Here is a 22,641-nt window from a genome sequence, read left to right as displayed (position 1 = left end):
TGTGGGTGACACCTCACGGGTATCGCAATACGCCTTCGGCCGTGGTGGTGCCGCCCTGCCGGAAAAGGAATTCGCCGGTGCGGCCCCGGGCGGAGCAGTCGATGACGGCGGGCGGGGCGTGCTCGGTGAACCGCAGGGCCGACATCCGGCAGGCGACGGGTCGCACGAGCCGCCCTCCGCTGCGCAGGGCGATCGCCTGCCGTGCCGCCTCCAGCAGGGCCGTCCCGGGCACGTGGTCCGTTCCGTGGTCGAACAGGAACGGATGGCGCGGATCGGCGGGGCACACCAGCAGCTCCTCGCCGGCCACGGCGACGACGGCGTCCGACTCCGACGCCAGCCCCAGCAGGGCGGGTTCGGGCCGCGGCCCGGCTCCGGACGGCACGGCCGCGGCGGCGCCGGCCCTGAGCCGGTCGTAGCGCTCGGCGTCGAGGAACCGCGCCCCGCCCGCCGCGCGGGCGAACGGCCGCCGGCCGGCCAGGAAGTCGACCCGCATGCGCAGCCCGGTCAGCACGTTCCCGCCGTGGTCGGTGCGCAGGCCGCCCACCCGCACCAGGCAGGTGACCTCGCTGGCCCCGTGCGGTGCCGTGGGCTCCGCGTCCACGTCCAGGGCGTAGGACAGGTCGTCGATCAGGAAGCGGGCGGTGCGGGGCACGTCCAGGTGGCGCAGCGGGATGTAGATGCCGAGCTGGCGCAGGGTCTCGACGATCATCCAGGGGCTGTGCCGGTCGTCGCGTCCGCGCGGGAACGTGGGGTGCGAGCGCGGCCACGCGGCGGCGGCGCGGAAGGAGAGCGGACCGTGGGGGCGGACGTCGGTCAGCAACACCTCGGCCACCGAGGTCCGGTGGACCAGTTCGCGCTCGACCGTCCGGGACCGGCCGAGCGGGGAAGGGCGGGAAAGCAGGGAAGGGCGGGAAAGAGGGGAAAGGGCGGTGGGGTCGCCGGACCCGGTCGACGGGGTGCGGGAATCCCGCGTGCGCGATCCGGAGTCCATGGAAAAATGCTAATAAGATTATTAAGAGTTTCGCATGTTGGGCTCTCCCGGCCGGGCGGCAAAGGCCGATAGATTCCTCCTCGCGACGCACCTACGGACGAGGGAGACGCGTGCAGGAACGGGCGGAGGAAACCCGCAGAGCCGTATTGCAGGCAGCAGCTCACCTGTTCTTCGAACGGGGTTACGCGGGGACCAGTATCGCCGACATCAGCGCACGGTCCGGGCGTACCAGCGGGGCCATCTATTTCCACTACACCAACAAGGAGCAGCTCGCCCTCGCCGTCGTCACGGCGCATTTCGCCGCCTGGCCGGCCCTGGTCGCACAGCACGAGTCGGTGCCCGAGCCCGCCCTGGAGAGGCTGGTGCGGCTGAGCTTCTCGGTGGCCCGGGCGTTCCGTGACGACGTCGTCGTCCGCGCCGGCGCGCGGCTGTGGGCCGAGCGGCGGTCCATCGACGTGGAGATGCCCCCGCCGTTCGTGGACTGGATCGCCACCGTCGAACGCATGCTCGCCGCCGCCCGGAGCGAGGGAGGACTGGCCCCCGGGGCGGAGCCCGGCCGGGACGCCCCCACCCTGGTCGCCGCCTTCTTCGGCCTGCACACGCTCTCCGACGTCCTCGACGACCGCCTGCTGATCGAGGACCGCCTGGCCGCCCTGTGGCTGCTGCTGCTTCCCGGGCTCCAGGCCGGCCCGGCGGCGCCCCACGAGCTGCTGGCCAGGGTGAGTGCCCCGGTCCCGGCCCCGTCGTGACGCCCCTACCGCCGGCCGACGCGCTCGCCCACCGGAGTGCGAAACACGATCGACTTCGCGGGTTGACGACAATGGTCTTGGCAAGCCACGAGAAGAGGCTTACGTTCGTGCCTCTAGGCCTGTTCTACGGGCGTAGAGGCTCTGACGTACGTCGAAGGAGCAGCTCATGGCCAACGTCGTCCGTGCGGCCCTGGTCCAGGCCACCTGGACCGGCGACACCGAGTCCATGGTCGCCAAACACGAGGAGCACGCCCGAGAGGCGGCCCGTCAGGGTGCCCGGATCATCGGGTTCCAGGAAGTCTTCAACGCGCCGTACTTCTGCCAGGTCCAGGAGCCGGAGCACTACCGCTGGGCCGAGCCGGTGCCGGACGGGCCCACGGTGCGGTGCATGCGGGAACTCGCCCGCGAGACCGGCATGGTGATCGTCGTCCCGGTGTTCGAGGTCGAGCAGTCCGGCTTCTACTACAACACCGCCGCCGTGATCGACGCCGACGGCAGCTACCTCGGCAAGTACCGCAAGCACCACATCCCGCAGGTCAAGGGCTTCTGGGAGAAGTACTACTTCAAACCCGGCAACCTCGGCTGGCCCGTCTTCGACACCGCCGTCGGCAGGGTCGGCGTCTACATCTGCTACGACCGCCACTTCCCGGAGGGCTGGCGGCAGCTCGGCCTGAACGGCGCCCAGCTCGTCTACAACCCCTCCGCCACCCACCGCGGCCTGTCCGCCTACCTGTGGCAGCTGGAACAGCCGGCCGCCGCCGTCGCCAACGAGTACTTCGTCGCCGCGATCAACCGCGTCGGCCGAGAGGAGTACGGCGACAACGACTTCTACGGAACGAGCTACTTCGTCGACCCCCGCGGACGGTTCGTCGGAGACGTCGCCGACGACTCCAAGGAGCAACTCCTCGTCCGCGACCTTGACTTCGACGTCATCGAAGAGGTGCGGCAGCAGTGGGCCTTCTACCGCGACCGCCGCCCCGACGCCTACGAAGGGCTGGTGCAGCCGTGAGCGACCTGTATGACCGTCACCGGGCCGTCGCGCCCGACTGGCTGGCGCTCTACTACGAGGACCCGATCGAGATCACCCACGGCGAGGGCCGTCATGTCTGGGACGCCTACGGCAGGCGCTACCTCGACTTCTTCGGCGGAATCCTCACCACCATGACCGCGCACGCGCTGCCCGAGGTGACCAAGGCGGTGAGCGAGCAGGCCGGCCGGATCATCCACTCCTCCACGCTCTACCTCAATCGCCCGATGGTCGAACTCGCCGAGAGGGTCGTCCAGTTGAGCGGGATCCCGGACGCCCGGGTGTTCTTCACCACCTCCGGAACCGAGGCCAACGACACCGCCCTGCTGCTCGCCACCACCTACCGGCGCGGCAACACCATCCTGGCCATGCGCAACAGCTACCACGGCCGCTCCTTCAGCGCCGTGGGCATCACCGGCAACCGCGGCTGGTCCCCGACCTCCCTGTCCCCGCTCCAGACGCTCTACGTCCACGGCGGCGTACGCACCCGGGGTCCCTTCGCCCACCTGAGCGACGCCGAGTTCATCGACGCCTGCGTCGAGGACCTCAGGGACCTCCTCGGCCACACCCGCCCGCCCGCCGCGCTGATCGCCGAACCCGTCCAGGGCGTCGGCGGCTTCACCTCTCCGCCCGACGGCCTGTACGCCGCCTTCCGGGAGGTGCTCCAGGAGCACGGCATCCTGTGGATCTCCGACGAGGTGCAGACCGGCTGGGGCCGCACCGGCGACCACTTCTGGGGCTGGCAGGCGCACGCGCGCAGCGGGCCGCCCGACATCGTCACCTTCGCCAAGGGCATCGGCAACGGCACGTCCATCGGCGGGGTGATCGCCCGCGCCGAGATCATGAACTGCCTGGACGCCAACAGCATCTCCACCTTCGGCGGCACCCAGCTCACCATGGCCGCGGGCCTCGCCAACCTCAACTACCTCCTGGAACACGACCTCCAGGGCAACGCCCGGCGAGTCGGCGGACTCCTCATCGAGCGGCTGCGGGCCGTCGCCGCCCAACTGCCCGGCGTGCGCGAGGTCCGCGGACGCGGGCTGATGATCGGCGTCGAGCTGACCCGGCCCGGGACGGACGAGGCCGACCCGCAGGCGGCCACCGCGGTGCTGGAGGCGGCCCGGCAGGGCGGCCTGCTCATCGGCAAGGGCGGCGGACACAACACCAGCGCCCTGCGCATCGCACCGCCGCTGTCCCTGACCGTCGCGGAGGCCGAGGAGGGCGCCGCGATCCTGGAGAGCGCGCTGCGCGCCGCGTACTGAGCGCCACCGGAGGTGGACCGAACCGCACAAAGAGGGGAACGTCGCCATGACCACCGCCTCGGACACACCCCCGGCATCCTGGAACCCGTCGGAACCCGCTCTGTCGGTGCGCCAGGTCCTCACCCTGGAGCGGGTGCTCGCGGGGGAGCCCGAGGTGGTGGCCGGCGCCGGCCACCTCGACCGGCCCGTGCGCTGGGTGCACGTCGCCGAGGCCGCCGACGTCGGCGTGATGCTCACCGGCGGCGAGATGGTCCTCACCACCGGCGTGCTGCTCGCCGGTGACGAGGAGAAGCAGGCCGAGTACATCCGCTCCCTGCACCGCGCGGAGGCCGCGGCCGTCGTACTCGGCCTCGGCCGGGCCTTCCCCACGCCGCCGGACGTGATGCGCCGGGCCGCCGAGCGGTGCCAGCTGCCCCTGGTCGTCCTGCACCGCCCCTTCCCCTTCGCCGAGCTGACCGAGGAGGTCCAGTCCCGGCTGGTGCGGCGCAAGTTCGCCTCCGTCAGCCTGTCGGAGGCCGTACGCACCGCCCTCACCGCGCTGATCACGGCGGGCGCCCCGCTCCAGGCACTGCTCGACGAGATCGCCCAGCACAGCGCCTGCCCCGTCGTCGTCACCAACCTCGCCCACCGCGTCCTGGCCACGGCGGGAGAGCGGTCGGCGGTCGACGACGTGCTGCGGGACTGGGAACGTATCGCCCGGCAGGCCGGTGCGGGCCAGGGCGACGGCTGGATCCGCGCCGAACTGGGCGGACGCGGGGAGCGGTGGGGCCGGATCGTGCTGTGCGGCCACCGCGGCGACAGCGCCACTGGACGGCTGCTGGCCGACCGCGCCGCCGAGGCCCTCGTCCTGCACCGCATGCTCGGCGGCAACGCCGGCTGCTCCTGGGAGGAGCAGTCCGCGCAGGGCCTGCTCACCGACCTCGTCGGCGGAGCCGTGCCGGCCCGGCAGCTGCTGCCCCGGGCACGGGCCGCCGGGCTGCCGGTCAACCGGCGCAGCTTCGTACCACTGGCCGTACCGGACGGCGACGTGGCCGGGCTCGACCGGCTGCTGCGGCTGCTGGGCCTTCCCGGGCTGGTCGCCGAGCTGGCCGAGGGCGCCACCGCCGTGCTGCTCAGCCTCGCCCGCGACCAGGACGCCGACGCCCTCACCGAGCACTTCGCGGCCCGGCTGCGCGACGGGTCCGGCGCGGACCGCACGGTCGTCGCCGCCGCGGACGCCCGCACCGTCTGGGACGACGTGCCCGCCGGGCTGCGCGAGGCCCGGCACGTCGCCCGGGCCGTGGCCGACTCCGCCGACGCCCTGGACCTCCCGGCCGTCGTGCGCCTGAAGGACGTGCACCTGCGCGGCCTGGTCCGGCTGCTGCGCGACGACCCGCACGTGCAGTCCTTCGCGGAGCGGGAACTGGCCGGACTGCTGCGCCGGGCCGACGACGACCTGCTGTCCGTGCTGCGCACCTACCTCGCCACCGGCCGCAACAAGTCCCGCACCGCCCAGCTCCACCACGTCTCCCGGCCCGCGCTGTACCGCCGCCTGGAGTCCATACAGGCGTGCCTCGGGGTGGACCTCGACGACTTCGAACAGGCCGCCTCGGTGCACATCGCGCTCCTCGCGCACGACGCGCAACAGGAGTGAGCCGGAAGAACGGCCGGGAGAACGGCGGTGAGACATGGGACGGACCCGGAGTGACACGGTGGCACGCCCCGCCCCCGCAGACGTGACACGGTGCACCTCAAAGCGGAGCCGCCGGCTTTCTACGCTCCCGGCACATCCAGCGAGTGGAGGTCCCGATGAGCAAGGTGATCCGTGCCGCCCTCTTCCAGACCGCGTGGACCGGCGACAAGGAATCCATGATCCAGGTCCACGAGCAGGCGGCCCGCGACGCGGCCGCGCAGGGCGCCCAGGTGCTGTGCTTCCAGGAACTGTTCTACGGACCGTACTTCTGCCAGGTCCAGGACCCCGCGTTCTACGCGTACGCCGAGCAGATCCCCGAAGGCCCGATCGTCCGGCGCTTCCAGGCGCTCGCGAAGGAACTCGGCATCGTCCTGGTGCTGCCCATGTACGAGGAGGAGCAGCCCGGCGTCCTCTACAACACCGCCGCCGTGATCGACGCGGACGGCTCCTACCTCGGCAAGTACCGCAAGACCCACATCCCGCAGGTCAAGGGCTTCTGGGAGAAGTTCTACTTCCGGCCCGGCAACAGCGGCTGGCCGATCTTCGACACCAAGGCGGGCAGGATCGGCGTCTACATCTGCTACGACCGGCACTTCCCGGAGGGCTGGCGGGCCCTCGGACTGGCCGGCGCCGAGATCGTCTTCAACCCGTCGGCCACCTCGCGCGGACTGTCCGGCTACCTCTGGCAGCTGGAGCAGCCGGCGGCGGCCGTCGCCAACGAGTACTTCGTCGGCGCGATCAACCGGGTGGGCGTCGAGGAGTACGGGGACAACGACTTCTACGGCACCTCGTACTTCGTGGACCCGGAGGCGCAGTTCGTCGGCGAACCGGCGAGCGACAAGGACACCGAACTGGTCGTGCGCGACCTGGACCTGGCCAAGCTGCGCGAGGTCCGCGACCGCTGGCAGTTCTACCGCGACCGCGCCCCGGGCACGTACGAGCCGCTGACCGCGCCCTGACCGGGAACCCGCGACCCACCGCGCACACCCGACCGGAAGGAGAGGGAGCATGAGCCGCACCGTCATCCGCGGCGGCCTCGTCATCACCGCCGCCGACGAGATCCACGCCGACGTCCTGATCGAGGACGGCCGCATCGCCGCCCTCGCCGCCTCCGGCACCCCGGCCGCCGGGGCGTTCACCGCCGAGCGGACCATCGACGCGACCGGCAAGTACGTGATCCCGGGCGGCGTCGACGGCCACACCCACATGGAGATGCCCTTCGGCGGCACCTACGCCGCGGACACCTTCGAGACCGGCACCCGGGCCGCCGCCTGGGGCGGCACGACCACGATCGTGGACTTCGCCATCCAGACCGTCGGCGGAGCCCTGCGCGAGGGCCTGGACGCCTGGCACGCCAAGGCCCAGGGCAACTGCGCGATCGACTACGGCTTCCACATGATCGTCTCCGATGTGAACCAGGAGACGCTCAAGGAGATGGACCTGCTGGTGGAGGAGGGCGTGACCTCCTTCAAGCAGTTCATGGCCTACCCGGGAGTCTTCTACAGCGACGACGGGCAGATCCTGCGCGCCATGCAGAGGGCCGCCGACAACGGCGGGCTGATCATGATGCACGCCGAGAACGGCATCGCCATCGACGTCCTGGTCGAACAGGCCCTGGCCCGCGGCGAGACCGACCCGCGCTACCACGGAGAGGTCCGCAAGGCCCTGCTGGAGGCCGAGGCCACCCACCGCGCCATCCGGCTCGCCCAGGTCGCGGGCGCGCCGCTGTACGTCGTGCACGTCTCGGCGCAGGAGGCGGTCGCCGAACTGGCCAGGGCACGCGACCAGGGACTGCACGTCTTCGGCGAGACCTGCCCGCAGTACCTCTTCCTGTCCACCGACAACCTCGCCGAGCCCGACTTCGAGGGCGCGAAGTACGTGTGCAGCACACCGCTTCGGCCCAAGGAGCACCAGGCGGCCCTGTGGAAGGGCCTGCGCACCAACGACCTCCAGGTGGTCTCCACCGACCACTGCCCCTTCTGTTTCACCGGCCAGAAGGAACTCGGCCGCGGCGACTTCTCCAAGATCCCCAACGGCATGCCGGGCGTGGAGAACCGGATGGACCTGCTCCACCAGGCCGTCGTCGACGGGCACATCTCGCGCCGCCGCTGGATCGAGATCGGCTGCGCCACCCCGGCCCGCATGTTCGGCATGTACCCGAAGAAGGGCACCATCGCGCCGGGCGCCGACGCGGACGTCGTCGTCTACGACCCGCACGCCGAGCAGGTCATGTCCGCCGAGACCCACCACATGAACGTCGACTACTCGGCGTACGAGGGCAGGCGGATCACCGGCCGGGTGGAGACCGTGCTCTCCCGCGGCGTACCCGTCATCACCGAGCGGGAGTACACCGGGCACGCCGGGCACGGCGTCTACACCCCGCGCTCCACCTGCCAGTACCTCGACTAGGAGTGCCGCCCATGGACTTCGGACTCGTCCTGCAGACCGACCCGCCGGCCTCGCGCGTGGTCAGCCTGATGAAGCGCGCCGAGCGCAACGGCTTCCGCTACGGCTGGACGTTCGACTCCGCCGTGCTCTGGCAGGAGCCGTTCGTGATCTACAGCCAGATCCTCGCGAACACCGAGAAGCTGACCGTCGGAACCATGGTCACCAACCCCGGCACCCGCACCTGGGAGGTCACCGCCTCCACCTTCGCCACCCTCAACGACATGTTCGGCAACCGCACGGTCTGCGGGATCGGCCGCGGCGACTCCGCGATGCGGGTGGCCGGCCGCAAACCCAACACCCTGGCCCGGATCAGCGAGGCGATGAAGGTCATCCGGGCGCTGGGCAGGGGAGAGGAGGCCGACCTCGGCGGCACGGTGATCAGGTTCCCGTGGATCAAGCCCGGCGCGGAACTGCCCGTGTGGATGGCCGCGTACGGCCCCAAGGCGCTGAAGATGACCGGTGAGGAGGCCGACGGGTTCATCCTCCAGCTCGCCGACCTCTACCTGACCGAGTACATGGTGAAGGCCGTGAAGGACGCGGCGGCCGCGGCCGGGCGCGACCCGTCCGAGGTGAGGATCTGCGTCGCCGCCCCCGCCTACGTCACCGCCGACGACTCGCCCAAGGCGCTCGCCCACGCCCGCGACCAGTGCCGGTGGTTCGGCGGCATGGTCGGCAACCACGTGGCCGACCTGGTCGCCCGCTACGGCGAGCACTCCGCCGCCGTACCCGACGAACTCACCGACTACATCAAGGCCCGCCAGGGCTACGACTACGCCCACCACGGGCGCAGCGGCAACCCGGACACGCAGTTCGTGCCCGACGAGATCGTCGACCGGTTCTGCGTGGTCGGACCGGTCGAGAAGCACATCGAGAAGCTGAACGCGCTGCGCGAGCTGGGCGTGGACCAGTTCGCCGTGTACGACATGCACGACGCGCAGGAAGCCGTGATCGACGCGTACGGGCAGCAGATCATCCCGGCCGTCAACTCCTGAGTCCCCGAGCGCTGTTCCCATCCCCCCTCTGTCCCCCCTCCCCACCTCCCCGGGGAGGGGCCGGGCGCCCGCACCGCCCCGTTTCGACCCGTCTCATCGATTGGGCTGCCCATGACCGACACCGCTCCTCCGGCCATACCGCCGTCCGCGCAGGTCACCCTCCCCGACGGGCGGGTGGAGATCGCCCCCGGCACTCCGCCGCCCAGTGGCCCCTACGCCAACGCGGACCTGCTGCCCGTCCCGGTCGCCAAGCGCACCTGGACCACGTACAACTTCTCCGCGCTGTGGGTCGGCATGGCCCACAACACGGCTTCCTGGACCCTGGCCTCCGGTCTGATCGCCGTCGGCATGGACTGGAAGCAGGCGGTGTTCACCATCGCCCTGGCCAACCTGATCGTGCTCGTCCCCATGCTGCTCACCGGGCACGCGGGACCCAAGTACGGCATCCCCTTCCCGGTCTTCGCCCGCGCCTCCTTCGGCGTGCGCGGCGCCAACCTGCCCGCCGTCGTACGGGCGTTGGTGGCGTGCGGCTGGTTCGGCATCCAGACCTGGATCGGCGGCGAGGCGATCTACTTCCTCGCCGGGAAGCTGATCGGGAGCGGCTGGACGGACGCCGCGAAGGTGGGCGGCCACGCCTGGACGATGTGGGCGTCGTTCGCCATCTTCTGGGCGATCCAGGTGGCCGTCATCTACCGGGGCATGGAGACCATCCGCCGGTTCGAGAACTGGGCGGCGCCCTTCGTGCTCGTCGGCGCCTTCGTGATGCTGTGGTGGATGAGCAGCAAGGCCGGCGGACTCGGCCCGCTCTTCGACCAGCCGTCGAAACTGGGCTGGGGAGCGGACTTCTGGAAACTGTTCGCGCCCTCCCTGATGGGCATGATCGGCTTCTGGTCCACCCTGTCGCTGAACATCCCGGACTTCACCCGGTACGGCAGGAGCCAGAAGGCGCAGACCCGGGGCCAGGCGCTCGGACTGCCCACGACCATGACCCTGTTCGCGTTCCTGTCCGTGCTGGTCACCTCCGGCTCCCAGGCCGTGTACGGCGAACCGGTGTGGGACCCGGTGCAGTTGGCGGCGAAGACGGACAACGTGGTGGGCCTGGTGTACGCGCTGGTCACCGTGCTGGTGGCGACCCTGTCGGTCAACATCGCGGCCAACATGGTCTCCCCGGCCTTCGACTTCTCCAACGTCGCACCGCGCAAGGTCAGTTTCCGCGCCGGCGCGCTCGTCACCGCCGTGCTCGCCGTGGTGATGTGCCCGTGGAAGCTGTACGCCGACCCGCAGGGCTACATCTTCACCTGGCTCGGCCTGGTCGGCGGACTGCTCGGCACCGTCGCCGGCATCCTCATCGCCGACTACTGGGTCCTCAGGCGCTCCCGGCTGGACCTGGCCGACCTGTACCGCGCGGGCGGACGCTACTGGTACGAGGGCGGCTGGAACTGGCGGGCGGTCGTGGCCTTCGTGGTGGGCGGCGTGCTGGCCATCGGCGGCGCGGACTTCCACCCGCTGATCGACGGCCGGCCCATCCCCGCCCTGAGGTCCCTCGCCGACTACGGCTGGGCGGTGGGCCTGGGCACCTCACTGGTGCTGTACCTGCTGCTGATGGCGGCGCGCGGGCGGCAGCGGGCCACCGTCTGACGCGCATCACCGCCTGAAGCGCTGTACTGCCCGACGCGCTTCACCGCCCGGGGAGGACGGTCAGCCCGTACGACCGTTCTCCAGGGCGGCCATCGCCTCCTTGGCGGCCTTGATGGCGCCCTTGTTGATCTCGTCCGTGCTCGGCGCCTTCTTCGACTCGAAGTCGCTGCCGTTGTACGTGACGACCACGATCGCGTTGGCGGAGCGGGCCAGCACCACGCCCTCGCGGGTCTCCTGCTTGTCCTCGGTGGTCAGGTTCACCACCGAGTAGGCGCTGTCCCCGAGGCCGGGCACCGCCCCGCCGCCGCTCTTGTCGCTGGTCCGCTGCTGGTACGACTTCAGCGCCGCCTCGTCCGTCACCATGATCTCGAAGGACACGTCGAGCCAGCGGTAGTCGTAGTCCTTGAGCGCGTTCCAGGAGCAGGTCCGGCGCACCTTGGTGTCCGTCGACGGGATCTCCTTGCCCGCCGGCTTTGCACCCGGCACCAGGGACGTGACCGTCTTCGCGGCGATGCTGGTGCACGGTGCGGGGGCGGACGCGTACGTCTTGGTCACCGCGGTCGACGACGGCGCGGACGGCTCGGAGGACGAGCCGTCGTCGGCGCCGCGGTTCTCCTGCTGTTCGGTATTGGGTCCGGCGGCGGCTGGGGAGGCGGCCAACGGGCCGGACGTCAACGCCCAGCCCGCGCAGGCGAGCACGACGACCGGACTCAGACGCGCGGTGAGCGCGAGGGGGAGAGGAAGTTCACGCACGGCGCACTTCTCGTGTGGGGGACGGACGCGGTGCGAAGCGATTCCACACCACGGACGGGACCTCAGTGTCACACGACTCCCCGTGTGGCGGAAGCGGTACTCCGCTCCGTGCCCGGACGGTCACGGCCGCCTGCTTCTGACGTACCGTTTGCCGTTTATGTCCCGGCGGGGGAGGGGAAGCGGAGCAGGGCCCTTGAGGCCCGCGCCGGCAACTCCTCGTCCCCGCCCAGGAGTCGGGGCCGGTACGGTTCGTGTGAACGCTATGGCACCCGCGCCGTCCACTGGTCCGAGCCGAACTTCGTCCGCGCCAGCTCCCGCGCGCGGGCCAGCTCCTCGTCGGTCGCCTTGCCGACCGTCAGGCCGTACCGGGCGCGGAAGGACTCCACCATCCGCGCGATGACGGCCTCGCGGGCGAGCCCGGTCTGCCGGCGCAGCGGGTCCACCCGCTTCTTCGCGCTCCCGATGCCCTTGCCGGACAGCTTCTCCCGCCCGATCCGCAGCACCTCGAGCATCTTGTCGGCGTCGATGTCGTACGACATGGTCACGTGGTGCAGCACCGCCCCGGGCCCTCCGCCCGGTCCCACCATCCGCTTCTGCGCGGCGCCCGCGATCTTGCCCTGGTCGGTGGCGATGTCGTTCAGCGGCTGGTACCAGGCCCGGATGCCCATGTCGCCGAGGGCGCCGAGCACCCAGTCGTCCAGGTAGGCGTAGCTGTCCTGGAAGGACAGCCCCTGCACCAGCGCCTCCGGCACCGACAGCGAGTACGTGATCGTATTGCCCGGCTCGACGAACATCGCGCCGCCGCCGGAGATCCGGCGCACCACCTCGACGCCGTGCCGCGCCGCCCCCTCGGGGTCCACCTCGTTGCGCAGCGACTGGAAACTGCCGATGATCACCGCGGGTGCGGCCCACTCCCACACGCGCAGGGTCGGCGGACGCCGGCCAGCGGCGACCTCCGCCGTCAGCACCTCGTCCAGCGCCATGTGCAGCGCGGGGGACTGCGGGCCGTCGTGGACGAGCTGCCAGTCGTAGTCCGTCCAGTCCGTGGCGTGCGCCAGCGCGCGGCGCACCGCGATCCCGACGCCCTCGGACGTCAGCCCGTACATCACGGTGCCCTCGGGCAGCGCCGCGTCGATCCGGGCGGCCAGGCCCGCCGCGCCGGCGTCCGCGGGGGCGCCCTCCAGCGCGCGGTTCACGGCGTCCAGCGCCTCGTCCGGCTCCAGGAAGAAGTCACCCGCCACGCGCACGTGCCGCAGCGCGCCGTCCTCGACCTCCACGTCCACGACGACGAGTTTGCCGCCGGGGACCTTGTACTCACCGTGCACCGTCCGACCTCCGTTCTGCCGCAGCAGATCAACACCGAGGACCGTCGTGGTGTTCCCGCGCCTACGAGGTCCGTGGGGCGTGGGCGTCATCCAGGGCGGTGGCGCACGACGTCCAGGCGGGGCCGTGACCGTGAGAATCGGACGGTGGGAGCCCGGTTGTCAGGGGCTGAGCGCGACGCATACCGGTTTCAGAGTGACGAGGTCGAGGGCGAGCCGTCGAGTGTGTCGATTTGCGCGGAATGACCGTCGGGATGATCTCGGCCGAGTGTTGCTGTACAGTCCGCGCCGCTCCGCCGTGACGTAAGGAAAAGGTCCATGCGAACTCGCCTCCGGTGTGCCCTCGTGCTCGTACTCCCGCTCGTGCTCTCGCTGGACGCATGCGGAGTTGAGGCGCGGAAGCCGGCCGGGGCGGCGGGAAGCCCCGAGGTGGCGGCGACTGTGTCCGCGCCGCCCGAGCCGTCCGCGACGCCCGAGTCCCCGGAGGACTTCCTCGACCTCGCGGAGAAGGCGATGGCCGAGAAGCCCGGCTGGACCTTCTCCGTGAAGGGGGAGGAGGGGCTCACACTCCAGGGGCAGAAGAACGCGGCCACCTACCGGGCCACGGTCCGGCGCGCGATGAAGCCGGAGGCGCTGCGGTCCGAGGGCGTCACCACCAGCAGCAAGGGGACCAGGAAGAACGAGGAGATATACGTCGCCGACGGCACCGCCTACCTCAAGGAAGGCGACGTGCCCTGGAAGCACGCCCCCGTCACCGACCCGGAGATGTGGAACAAGGTCGAGGACCCGGTCGCGGTCGTCGAAGAGTTCCGGACGTATGCGAAGGCCACCGGGGGAGACGTGAAGGTGACCGGGACGGGCGACGGCACGGTGGAACTCCGCGTCGCGAGCGGCAAACGGAAGCTGAGTGCCGTCGCGGACCGGGCCTGGGCGAAGAAGGCGAAGCGCGAGTTCGATCCGACGGCTGAACAGCTCCGCAAGGCGGGAGTGGCCGTCGAGGACGCCCGGCTGACGCTCTCCGGCCTTGACGAGGTACTGGTCCTGGACGCGAAGACGTACCGGATCAGGAGTCACCGGTTGGACTTCGGTTTCCTGATCCCGTACGGCGGCGCCGACATCACGTTCGAGCAGCATGTCGGCGAGGAGAACCAGGGGCCGTATGCCGGGAGGATTGAGCTCCCGGCGGACGTGCGGTGAGACGAGGTCGTTCGCCCGGACCGACCGACGCGCGGAAACAGCGAGGTAAGACACCGCATGTTCACCACCCGGCCCACCCTCCAGGGCGCCTTCGGCATGGAGGGCCCGGGATCGGGCCGCTGACCTGGGCTTTCGACACCTCTTAAGTCCCTGACCTGCGGGAACGGGTCTTTCAGCGTCTTTGGGAGGGGTACCGGCTCGTGCCGTTCGAACTCCCCGCGCGCCGGCGGGAACCGTGTGCCGGTGATCGCCGGTTGGTCCAGGCGGATGAGGATCACAGTGCGGGATGTGGTCTGCCGGTTCACGGGCTCGGTCTGGCCTGCCTGGACCCTGATTCCGTTCGACTCGCCGACGCTGGGCAGGGGGCCATCGTTCACTCCATCGGTGCAGGTATGTGCCGCGAGGGAATGCGGCCTAGCCGGTAAAGCGCAACCGCACAGCCGCCCGGACTGGGCCGGTCGGCGGTAGCTCTCCACCCGGGACCAGATCGTCATACCGGCCGATTTCATATCTTTTCTTCATGTCTGTGCCTGACCTTGCCCAACTGAGGTGACATCGATGGGAGAAACATGCGTGTCGTGGTGACCGGGGGCGCGGGATTCGTCGGACCTCAGGGGAATGCTGTCGGCGGTCTGGGCCAGACTCCGGCCGCGCAGCCTGACCTTCCAGGTCACGCCCAAGGCACACCAGCCCGTCGCTCCCCTGTCTCTGCGGCTCGTCATGCCTTACGTGATCATTGCTGGGGGTCTCGGCGGCGCCGGCCTCTTCGGTGAAATCAACGGTCCCGCTTTCGGCTACGTCTGCCTGTGCCTGCCGGGCGCCGGAACCTGCACCGTGGTGCCTGCCGGGTCTGCCTGCTGCACGCTGTGGAGACCGCCGGCACCGCGAACATCCGTCGGTGGCGGGCTCTGGCCACCGTCCGAGCGCCGCTCGCCGTGGCCGCCCCGACCGCATCCCCGCTGGTCCTCGCTGTGCTGATCCTCCTCGAGTACTTGGCGGGCCTGCTCGGCTGAGCGGCTCGCCCGGCGGCGTTCCTCATGGGCGCGACGGTCCGGGCGGTGCCGCGCGCCCCTCATTCCGTCCTCCTCCATTCCCCCTCGATGCCCAACGGAGGTGTCACTCCATGTCCCAGCCACGCACGATCATGGTGACCGGGGGTGCCGGATTCATCGGCAGCCATACCTGCGCAGAGCTCCTCTCGCACGGTCACAACGTGATCGTCGTCGACAACCACCAAAACAGCGTCCCTGAGGCGCTCCGTCGCGTCGAGTCGGTGGCCGGCCGCCGCCTGGCCGCCTCCTACGTCCTGGACGTCCGCGACCGCAACGCACTGTCCAGCGTCTTCGCCCGCCATCCCGTCGACACGGTGGTTCACTTCGCCGGCCGCAAGGCAGTGGGGGAGTCGGCGCGGATGCCCGTCGAGTACTACGACACCAACGTGGGCGGCACCACCGCACTGCTGGAGGTGATGAGTGAACACCATGTGCACCGGCTGGTGTTCTCCTCCTCATGCTCCCTGTACGGCGCCGCCGCCCGTATGCCCCTGACCGAGGACTACCAGGTGGCATCCGCCAACCCGTACGCACGCTCGAAGTGGATGTGCGAACAGATCCTCGCCGACGTGTGCGCCCGCCGGCCCGAGTTCACCGTGCACGCGTTGCGCTACTTCAACCCCGTCGGCGCCCACCGGTCCGGGCTTCTGGGGGAGGACCCGCTCGGCATGCCGGACAACGTCATGCCCTGTATCGCCCAGGTCGCCGCGGGCCTGCGCGAGCACGTCACAGTCTTCGGTGACGACTGGCCCACCCCGGACGGAACGGGCGTGCGCGACTACATCCACGTCATGGACGTGGCCGAAGGGCACCGGCTCGCGCTGGAGCGTCCCGCGCCGCCGGGACTGCACGTCCTCAACCTGGGCAGCGGGCGCGGTACCTCGGTGCTCCAGCTGATCGAGGCCTACCAACGGGCCTCCGGCCGGCCCGTGCCGTACCGCATCGGCCCCCGGCGTCCGGGTGACGTGCCGGAACTCGTCGTCGACGGGTCCGCCGCGTCCGATGTCCTGGGCTGGTACCCGATCCGTGGCCTGGCCCGGATGTGCCGGGACTCCTGGCGCTTCCAGACCGCCAACCCCTACGGCTACCGAACCCCAGGAGTCCCCGGCCCCGCCGTCGCCGAGCCCCGTGCCACGACCGGGCCGGTCCGCCTCCACGCCACCCCCCGGAGCAGCACATGAAACCGACCGTCATCGGCACCGGCTACCTCGGTGCCGTCCATGCCGCCTGCATGGCCGAAATCGGGCACGAGGTCCAAGGGATCGACATCCACGAGGCCAAGGCCGCGGCACTGGCGGCGGGCCGGACGCCGTTCGTACGAGAACGACGGAGCGGGCTTCCTGCTCCACTCCTCCGACACGCAGCGACCGTCCCGCGAGTCGGCTGACCGTCCGGCCGAGAACTTCGCCAGGTATTCGACACGTCACCCGCGAAAACCCGGTGGCAGCCGGACAGCCCCGGAGCCTTCCCATGACCGTCGGGGGCCCGGGGCTTCGTCGTGCGCGGTGAAACCCGGTCTGACCAGTGAAAAGCCCTCCCACTGGGGGCTGTCAAAGGCGACCCGGCAGGACTCGAACCTGCGGCCACGCGCTGGGAAGGCGTCAGCCGGTGGGGCACCGGAGTGAGAGCGCATCCGATCGGTAGCCTGCTGCCTGGTCAAGGCTGAGCGGAGTCAAGCTGAAACTCCCCTGATCCTTCCCAGAACAGGTATGAAGGATTGGCGAGGCCGCAGGCGCGCCCAAACACCGAGGTGAGAGATGCAGTTCACCACCCGACCCACGCTTCAGGGATCCTTCGGCATGGTGTCCTCCACCCACTGGCTCGCCTCGCAGTCGGCGATGGCCGTGCTGGAGAGCGGCGGCAACGCCTACGACGCGGCCGTGGCCGGGGCCTTCGTACTGCACGTCGTGGAGCCGCACCTGAACGGGCCCGCCGGTGAGGTGCCGATCCTGCTCGCCCCGGCGGGCGGCGAGGTGCGGGTGCTGTGCGGTCAGGGTGTCGCCCCGGCGGGGGCGACGGTCGCGCACTACCGGGCGCTCGGGCTGGACCTCGTACCGGGCACCGGCCCGCTGGCCGCCGCCGTGCCGGGCGCGTTCGACGCGTGGATGGTGCTGCTGCGCGACCACGGCACGAAGTCCCTCGACGACGTCCTCAAGTACGCCGTCGGATACGCAGAGCACGGGCACGCGCCCGTGGAGCGCGTCGGCGAGACCGTCGAGACCGTGCGGAGGCTGTTCGAGACCGAGTGGACCTCGTCCGCAGAGGTCTACCTGCCCGGCGGACACTCGCCGCGCCCCGGCACGCTGCTGCGCAACCCCGCGCTCGCCGCCACCTGGAAGCGGCTGCTCACCGAGACCGCGGGCGCGGGGGACCGGGAGGCGCGGATCGAGGCCGCGCGGGAGGTGTGGCGCACCGGTTTCATCGCCGAGGCGCTGGTCCGGCAGGCCGGGCGGCCGACGCTGGACACCAGCGGCGAACGGCACACCGGCACCCTGACGGCCGCCGACCTCGCCGCCTGGTCCGCGACCTACGAGACGCCGGCGACGTACGACTGGAACGGCTGGACCGTGTGCAAGGCCGGCCCCTGGAGCCAGGGCCCGGTGCTCCTCCAGCAACTCGCCCTGCTTCCGGCTGAGTTGCCCCCGTACGGCTCCGCCGACTACGTTCACCTGCTCATCGAGGGCTGCAAGCTCGCCATGGCCGACCGGGAGGCCTGGTACGGGGACGCCGACGAGGTGCCGCTGGCGGAGCTGCTGTCGGCGCCGTACAACACCGAGCGGCGAGGGCTGGTCGGCGCCGCCGCCTCGTACGAGTTGCGGCCCGGCAGCCCCGGCGGGCGCGTCCCACGGCTGAGCACGCACGCGCACGCGGTGGCGGCCGGCGAGGGCGAGTTCGACGCGATGGGTGTCGGCGAGCCGACGTTCGCCAACAGCCCCGCGTCACCCGTGCCGGGCGAACCCGACGTGGCCGCCGACGGCGGCACGCGCGGCGACACCTGCCACATCGACGTCGTCGACCGCTGGGGCAACATGGTCGCCGCCACCCCCAGCGGCGGCTGGCTCCAGTCCAACCCCGTCGTGCCCGAACTGGGCTTCCCGCTCGGCACCCGGCTCCAGATGGCCTGGCTGGAGGAGGGCCTGCCCAACTCGCTGACGCCGGGCCGCCGTCCGCGCACCACCCTCACCCCCTCGATCGCGCTGCGCGACGGGGTGCCGGTCATGGCGTTCGGCACGCCCGGCGGGGACCAGCAGGACCAGTGGCAAACGCACTTCTTCCTCGCGGTCGCGCTGCGCGCCGCCGTCCGCGGGGGCCTCGACCTCCAGGGCGCCATCGACGCGCCGAACTGGCACAACGACAGCTTCCCCGGTTCCTTCTACCCGCGCGGGACGCGCCCCGGCAGCGTCACGGTCGAGTCGCGCATGGGCCCCAAGGTCGTCGCGGAGCTGCGGCGCCGCGGTCACGACGTGACCGTCGGCGAGCCGTGGTCCGAGGGACGCCTGTGCGCCGTCGCCCGCTGCCCCGAGACCGGCATCCTGTCGGCGGCCGCCAACCCGAGGGGGATGCAGGGGTACGCGGTCGGCCGGTGAAGCCGGCCGGCGTCCACCACGCGCCGGCCGCGGGCCTCCACCGGACGTACCGGGATGTCCGATGACGGGTGTTCACGCCGATTCCATCCGGTGTGCACCGGCCCGGCGGGGAATGTCAGTGGGGCATGTTCTCATAGAGACATGATCGAAGAGACGGAAACCATCGAAGAGTTTCTCGCACGTCACTCGGCCGATGTGGAGGAGGCGGTCCGCAAGGCGGCCGCGGCCGAGATCATGCCCCGCTTCCGGCGGCTGGCGGAGCACGAGGTGGACCAGAAGTCCGGACCGCACGACCTGGTGACGGACGCGGACCGGCTGGCCGAGCGGTACCTCACGGACGCGCTCGGCGCCCTGCTGCCGGGCTCGGTCGTGGTCGGCGAGGAGGCGGTGCACGCCGACCCGGCGGTCTACGAGGCGGTACGGGGTGACGCCCCCGTGTGGATCGTCGACCCGGTGGACGGCACACGGCAGTTCGTGCACGGCGACCCCGGCTTCTGCACCCTGGTCGCCCTCGCCCGGCACGGGGTCGTACTGGCCTCCTGGACGTACGCGCCGGCGCGCGACCAACTCGCCACGGCCGTACGCGGTCAGGGCGCCTTCCTCGACGGCGTGCCCCTGCGCTGCGGTGCGCCCGAGCCGGGGCGGCCCCTCGAAGTCGCCACGTCCCACCCCGACTACACGACGGACGAGCAGAAGCATGCCTTGCGCGGCCTGTGGGCGGACGGTGTCGCACCTCGTCCCTGCGGGTCGGCGGGACTGGAGTATCTCGCGGTCGCCCGGGGCGAGTTGGACGCCACGGCCTTCTGCTGGGAGGCGGCCTGGGACCACGCGGCAGGTCTCCTCCTGGTCGAGGAGGCCGGCGGCACCCACCTGACCCTGACCGGCACCCCCTTCCGCATCACGGGCGGCAACACCCTGCCCTTCACAGCAGCCCGCAACACGGCCACGGCCCGCCACATCACCGGCCTCCTCACCGCCCCGGACACCCACACCTCCTTGCCCGGCGTGTAAGACCCGACCCCGACGCCGTGATCCCGGCGAGCCCGGGCACGGCGGTCCTCGGCATCCCCGGCCCGGCCTGGCCGGCGTCGGTGGCTCGTCCTGGCGACGGCCGCCCTGCCCCCCGGTCAAAGCCTCCCGAGGGCGCCGGGGCGACCCGCTGTAACGCCTCCCCGTTCCCGAGCCCGCTGCCCCGACCCCGGTGTGTCGGGGGTGCGGCATATCCTGGGGCCGAGTGGCCATCGGCTGACTAGGGGGTCCGAAGGTGCCGTCGATGCTCGATGCGGTCGTGGTGGGTGCGGGGCCGAACGGACTGACCGCTGCCGTGGAGCTCGCCCGCCGCGGATTCGACGTGGCGGTGTTCGAGGCGCGGGACACCGTGGGCGGCGGTGCCCGCACCGAGGAGCTCACCCTGCCCGGCTTCCGGCACGACCCCTGCTCCGCCGCGCACCCCCTCGGCATCAACTCGCCCGCGTTCCGCGCCCTGCCCCTGGAGCGCTACGGCCTGGAGTGGCTGCACGCCGAACTGCCCATGGCGCACCCCTTCCCGGACGGCACCGCGGCCGTGCTGGCCCGCTCCGTCGCCGAGACGGCCGCCTCCTTCGGGCCGCGCGACGCGGGCACGTACCGCAGACTGGTCCAGCCGTTCCTGCTCAGGTGGGACACCCTCGCCCGCGACTTCATGTCGTTGCCCCTGACCGCGCTCCCGCGCGACCCGGTCACCCTGGCCCGCTTCGGCCTGGTCGGCCTGCCCCCGTCCACGTGGCTGATGCGCCGCTTCCGGGACGAGCGGGCCAGGACCCTCTTCGCCGGCCTCGTCGCCCACGTCATGGCGCCCCTCGGCGGCTTCGCCACCGGCGCCGTCGGCCTGATCTTCGCACTCGCCGCGCACGCCCGCGGCTGGCCGGTGGCCCGCGGCGGCTCCCAGTCGATCTCCGACGCCCTCGCCGCGTACCTCAAGGACCTCGGCGGCGCCCTGCACACCGACTACGAGGTCAAGCGCCTCGACGACCTGCCCCCCGCGCGGGCGTACGTCTTCGACACCTCGCCCACCGCGCTGGCCCGCATCGCCGGCCTCGGCCGCTACTACGACGGCTACCGCTACGGCCCCGGCGTCTTCAAGATCGACTACGCCCTGGACGGCCCGGTGCCGTGGACCGCGCGGGAGCCCCGCGGCGCCGGCACCGTGCAGATCGGCGCGGACAGCGCCGAGATCGGCACCGCGCTGCGCGCCGCGTCCCGCGAGGGCCGCGCCCCCGACCGGCCCTTCCTCATCACGGTCCAGCCCAGCGTCGCCGACCCCACCCGCGCCCCCGCGGGCAAGCAGGTCTTCTGGGCGTACGGCCATGTCCCCAACGGCTGGACCGGCGACCTCACCGACGCCGTGGAACGCCAGCTGGAGCGCTTCGCCCCGGGCTTCCGCGACCGCGTGCTCGCCCGCGCCACCGCCGGCCCGCCCGAGGTCGCCGCCCGCAACGCCAACTACGTCGGCGGCGACATCGGCTCCGGCGCGGTCTCCGGGCTCCAGCTCCTGCTGCGCCCGAAACCGTCGCTGTTCCCGTACAGCACCCCGCATCCGGCCGTCTTCATCTGTTCCTCGGCCACCCCGCCGGGCCCCGGCGTGCACGGCATGTCGGGGCACAACGCCGCGAAGGCCGTCTGGAGGAGGCTGCGGCAGACATGACCACCGTCATCACGCTCGTCCAGGGCGACATCACCAGGCAGCGCGTCGACGCGATCGTCAACGCCGCCAACTCCTCCCTCCTCGGCGGCGGAGGCGTCGACGGCGCCATCCATCGCCGCGGCGGCCCCGCGATCCTCCAGGAGTGCCGTGCCCTGCGCGCCTCCCGCTACGGCAAAGGCCTGCCCACCGGCCAGGCGGTCGCCACGACGGCCGGCGAACTGGACGCCCTCTGGGTCATCCACACCGTTGGCCCCGTCCACAGCCGCACCGAGGACCGCTCGCACCTGCTGGCCTCCTGCTACCGCGCGTCGCTCGGTGTCGCCGACGAGCTGGGCGCCCGCACCGTGGCGTTCCCGGCGATCTCCACCGGCGTCTACCGCTGGCCGATGGACGACGCGGCCCGGATCGCGGTGGAGACCGTGAGGGAGACCGGCACCTCGGTCGAAGAGGTCCGCTTCGTCCTCTTCGACGACCGCGCCTACGAGGCGTTCGCCGCACACGTCGGCTGACTCGGCTACCCCCTCATGCGGGGCGGAACTCCGGCAAATCGCCGTATAAAATGGCTGATTATGGCGGGTAGGAGCCGAGGCAGAGCCGCTCACGCCGACGTCGGTCGTCATCGGACAGTGACGTGGCCATGATCTGGGAGATGCTGGGCCTGGGTTTCGTACTCAGCCTGGACAATTTCCGGGTGTCGATAGCGCTCGGCACCGTCCCCTTCGGTCTGAACCGCGCGATGCAGGTCGCGCTGACCTTCGGGCTGTGGGACGCGGTCATGCCGCTGGGCGGGCTGCTCATCGGCCGCGAAATCGGGGAGGCCGTCGGAGGCGTCGCCGACGTGCTGGGCGCGGTCGCACTCGGCGGGTACGGCCTCTACCTCGTCATCTCGTCCCTCCGGAACCCCGAGCCGGACGAGCTGGACCACCCGTGGGCGCTGTTCGGCATCCCGTTGACGCTGAGCCTGGACAACCTGGTCGCCGGCGCGAGCCTGGGCATCCTCGGGCTCTCGCCGTGGTTCTCGGCCCCCGTCTTCGGCCTCATCACGGCGGTGATGTCGCTGATCGGGCTCCAGCTCGGGCGGGCCGCGGTGCGCCTCATCCGGATCCGCGCGGACCTGGTGAGCGGGGTCAGCCTGATCATCGCCGCGGCGGTGCTGCCGTTGGTCTTCGGTGGCTAGTAGACTGTCGCAGCTAATATTTGGGATAGAGATGGCGCAGTTTGATGCGTGCATCGTGGGTGGTGAATTGCCAGTCCACCTGACGCTGGTC

19 protein-coding genes and 1 pseudogene are annotated in these 22,641 nt (G+C 71.3%); 17 read left to right on the top strand and 3 right to left on the bottom strand.

Going from position 1 to position 22,641, the window contains the following annotated elements; translation table 11 throughout:
* Positions 1-13 precede the first annotated feature (13 nt).
* Positions 14-991: a ScbA/BarX family gamma-butyrolactone biosynthesis protein gene (locus tag ABZ818_RS08015; RefSeq protein ID WP_361412134.1), complete on the bottom strand. Its 978-nt coding sequence runs from the start codon at positions 989-991 to the stop codon at positions 14-16.
* 110 nt (positions 992-1,101) lie between these two features.
* Between ABZ818_RS08015 and ABZ818_RS08010 the strand changes: the two genes are divergently transcribed.
* The 8 genes from ABZ818_RS08010 to ABZ818_RS07975 all read left to right on the top strand — a co-directional run bounded on the left by ABZ818_RS08010 (position 1,102) and on the right by ABZ818_RS07975 (position 10,779).
* Positions 1,102-1,740: a ScbR family autoregulator-binding transcription factor gene (locus tag ABZ818_RS08010; protein ID WP_361412132.1), complete on the top strand. Its 639-nt coding sequence runs from the start codon at positions 1,102-1,104 to the stop codon at positions 1,738-1,740.
* 166 nt (positions 1,741-1,906) lie between these two features.
* Positions 1,907-2,749, top strand: a complete 843-nt coding sequence (locus tag ABZ818_RS08005) for a nitrilase-related carbon-nitrogen hydrolase (protein ID WP_361412130.1) — start codon at positions 1,907-1,909, stop codon at positions 2,747-2,749.
* Positions 2,746-4,029 carry an aspartate aminotransferase family protein gene (locus tag ABZ818_RS08000; RefSeq protein ID WP_361412128.1) on the top strand — a complete coding sequence of 428 codons (1,284 nt, stop codon included), beginning with the start codon at positions 2,746-2,748 and terminating at the stop codon, positions 4,027-4,029. The genes ABZ818_RS08005 and ABZ818_RS08000 overlap by 4 nt, the downstream gene beginning before the upstream one ends.
* A gap of 46 nt (positions 4,030-4,075) precedes the next feature.
* Entirely contained in the window at positions 4,076-5,662 is a 1,587-nt protein-coding gene (locus tag ABZ818_RS07995; RefSeq protein ID WP_361412126.1) for a PucR family transcriptional regulator, read from the top strand.
* A gap of 155 nt (positions 5,663-5,817) precedes the next feature.
* Positions 5,818-6,660 (top strand): nitrilase-related carbon-nitrogen hydrolase, encoded by an 843-nt coding sequence (locus tag ABZ818_RS07990; protein WP_361412124.1) that lies wholly within the window; start codon positions 5,818-5,820, stop codon positions 6,658-6,660.
* A 49-nt stretch (positions 6,661-6,709) separates the two neighbouring features.
* On the top strand, positions 6,710-8,110 hold the full coding sequence (hydA, locus tag ABZ818_RS07985) for a dihydropyrimidinase (RefSeq protein ID WP_361412122.1): 1,401 nt from the start codon (positions 6,710-6,712) through the stop codon (positions 8,108-8,110).
* 11 nt (positions 8,111-8,121) lie between these two features.
* Positions 8,122-9,141 carry a TIGR03842 family LLM class F420-dependent oxidoreductase gene (locus ABZ818_RS07980; protein ID WP_361412120.1) on the top strand — a complete coding sequence of 340 codons (1,020 nt, stop codon included), beginning with the start codon at positions 8,122-8,124 and terminating at the stop codon, positions 9,139-9,141.
* A 111-nt stretch (positions 9,142-9,252) separates the two neighbouring features.
* Positions 9,253-10,779 carry an NCS1 family nucleobase:cation symporter-1 gene (locus ABZ818_RS07975; RefSeq protein ID WP_361412118.1) on the top strand — a complete coding sequence of 509 codons (1,527 nt, stop codon included), beginning with the start codon at positions 9,253-9,255 and terminating at the stop codon, positions 10,777-10,779.
* 60 nt (positions 10,780-10,839) lie between these two features.
* Here ABZ818_RS07975 and ABZ818_RS07970 read toward each other — a convergent pair whose 3' ends face one another.
* Both ABZ818_RS07970 and ABZ818_RS07965 read right to left on the bottom strand, forming a co-directional pair.
* Positions 10,840-11,532, bottom strand: a complete 693-nt coding sequence (locus tag ABZ818_RS07970) for a hypothetical protein (RefSeq protein ID WP_361412116.1) — start codon at positions 11,530-11,532, stop codon at positions 10,840-10,842.
* Between the two features lie 260 nt (positions 11,533-11,792).
* A complete protein-coding gene (locus ABZ818_RS07965; RefSeq protein ID WP_361412114.1) occupies positions 11,793-12,857 on the bottom strand; it encodes a biotin/lipoate A/B protein ligase family protein in 1,065 nt (354 codons plus the stop codon).
* A gap of 315 nt (positions 12,858-13,172) precedes the next feature.
* Between ABZ818_RS07965 and ABZ818_RS07960 the strand changes: the two genes are divergently transcribed.
* The 9 genes and pseudogenes from ABZ818_RS07960 (at position 13,173) to ABZ818_RS07920 (ending at position 22,550) form a co-directional block, all read left to right on the top strand.
* Complete coding sequence (locus tag ABZ818_RS07960) at positions 13,173-14,051, top strand: hypothetical protein (RefSeq protein WP_361412112.1); 879 nt, start codon at positions 13,173-13,175, stop codon at positions 14,049-14,051.
* Positions 14,052-14,857: 806 nt separating this feature from the next.
* On the top strand, positions 14,858-15,064 hold the full coding sequence (locus ABZ818_RS07955; protein WP_361412110.1) for a hypothetical protein: 207 nt from the start codon (positions 14,858-14,860) through the stop codon (positions 15,062-15,064).
* Between the two features lie 110 nt (positions 15,065-15,174).
* A complete protein-coding gene (gene galE, locus ABZ818_RS07950) occupies positions 15,175-16,284 on the top strand; it encodes a UDP-glucose 4-epimerase GalE (protein ID WP_361412108.1) in 1,110 nt (369 codons plus the stop codon).
* Positions 16,281-16,418: pseudogene (locus ABZ818_RS07945) on the top strand (3-hydroxyacyl-CoA dehydrogenase NAD-binding domain-containing protein); the annotation flags it as partial. The gene galE and the pseudogene ABZ818_RS07945, both read left to right, overlap by 4 nt.
* A 442-nt stretch (positions 16,419-16,860) precedes the next feature.
* Positions 16,861-18,690 carry a gamma-glutamyltransferase gene (locus ABZ818_RS07940; RefSeq protein WP_361412106.1) on the top strand — a complete coding sequence of 610 codons (1,830 nt, stop codon included), beginning with the start codon at positions 16,861-16,863 and terminating at the stop codon, positions 18,688-18,690.
* A 141-nt stretch (positions 18,691-18,831) separates the two neighbouring features.
* Positions 18,832-19,701 carry an inositol monophosphatase family protein gene (locus ABZ818_RS07935; RefSeq protein WP_361412104.1) on the top strand — a complete coding sequence of 290 codons (870 nt, stop codon included), beginning with the start codon at positions 18,832-18,834 and terminating at the stop codon, positions 19,699-19,701.
* 262 nt (positions 19,702-19,963) lie between these two features.
* A complete protein-coding gene (locus ABZ818_RS07930) occupies positions 19,964-21,373 on the top strand; it encodes an NAD(P)/FAD-dependent oxidoreductase (RefSeq protein ID WP_361412102.1) in 1,410 nt (469 codons plus the stop codon).
* On the top strand, positions 21,370-21,882 hold the full coding sequence (locus tag ABZ818_RS07925) for an O-acetyl-ADP-ribose deacetylase (RefSeq protein WP_361412100.1): 513 nt from the start codon (positions 21,370-21,372) through the stop codon (positions 21,880-21,882). Before ABZ818_RS07930 ends, ABZ818_RS07925 begins: the two co-directional genes overlap by 4 nt.
* Before the next feature lie 128 nt (positions 21,883-22,010).
* Positions 22,011-22,550, top strand: coding sequence for a manganese efflux pump (locus ABZ818_RS07920; protein ID WP_361412098.1), 540 nt, complete (start codon positions 22,011-22,013; stop codon positions 22,548-22,550).
* The last annotated feature ends 91 nt before the right edge of the window (positions 22,551-22,641 follow it).

The sequence above is a fragment of the Streptomyces sp. NPDC047453 genome (genome assembly GCF_040643155.1).
In the GTDB taxonomy this organism is placed as follows: Bacteria; Actinomycetota; Actinomycetes; order Streptomycetales; family Streptomycetaceae; genus Streptomyces.
The sequence above is the reverse complement of the archived record's forward strand: the minus strand, read 5'-3'. Positions and strand labels throughout refer to the sequence as shown.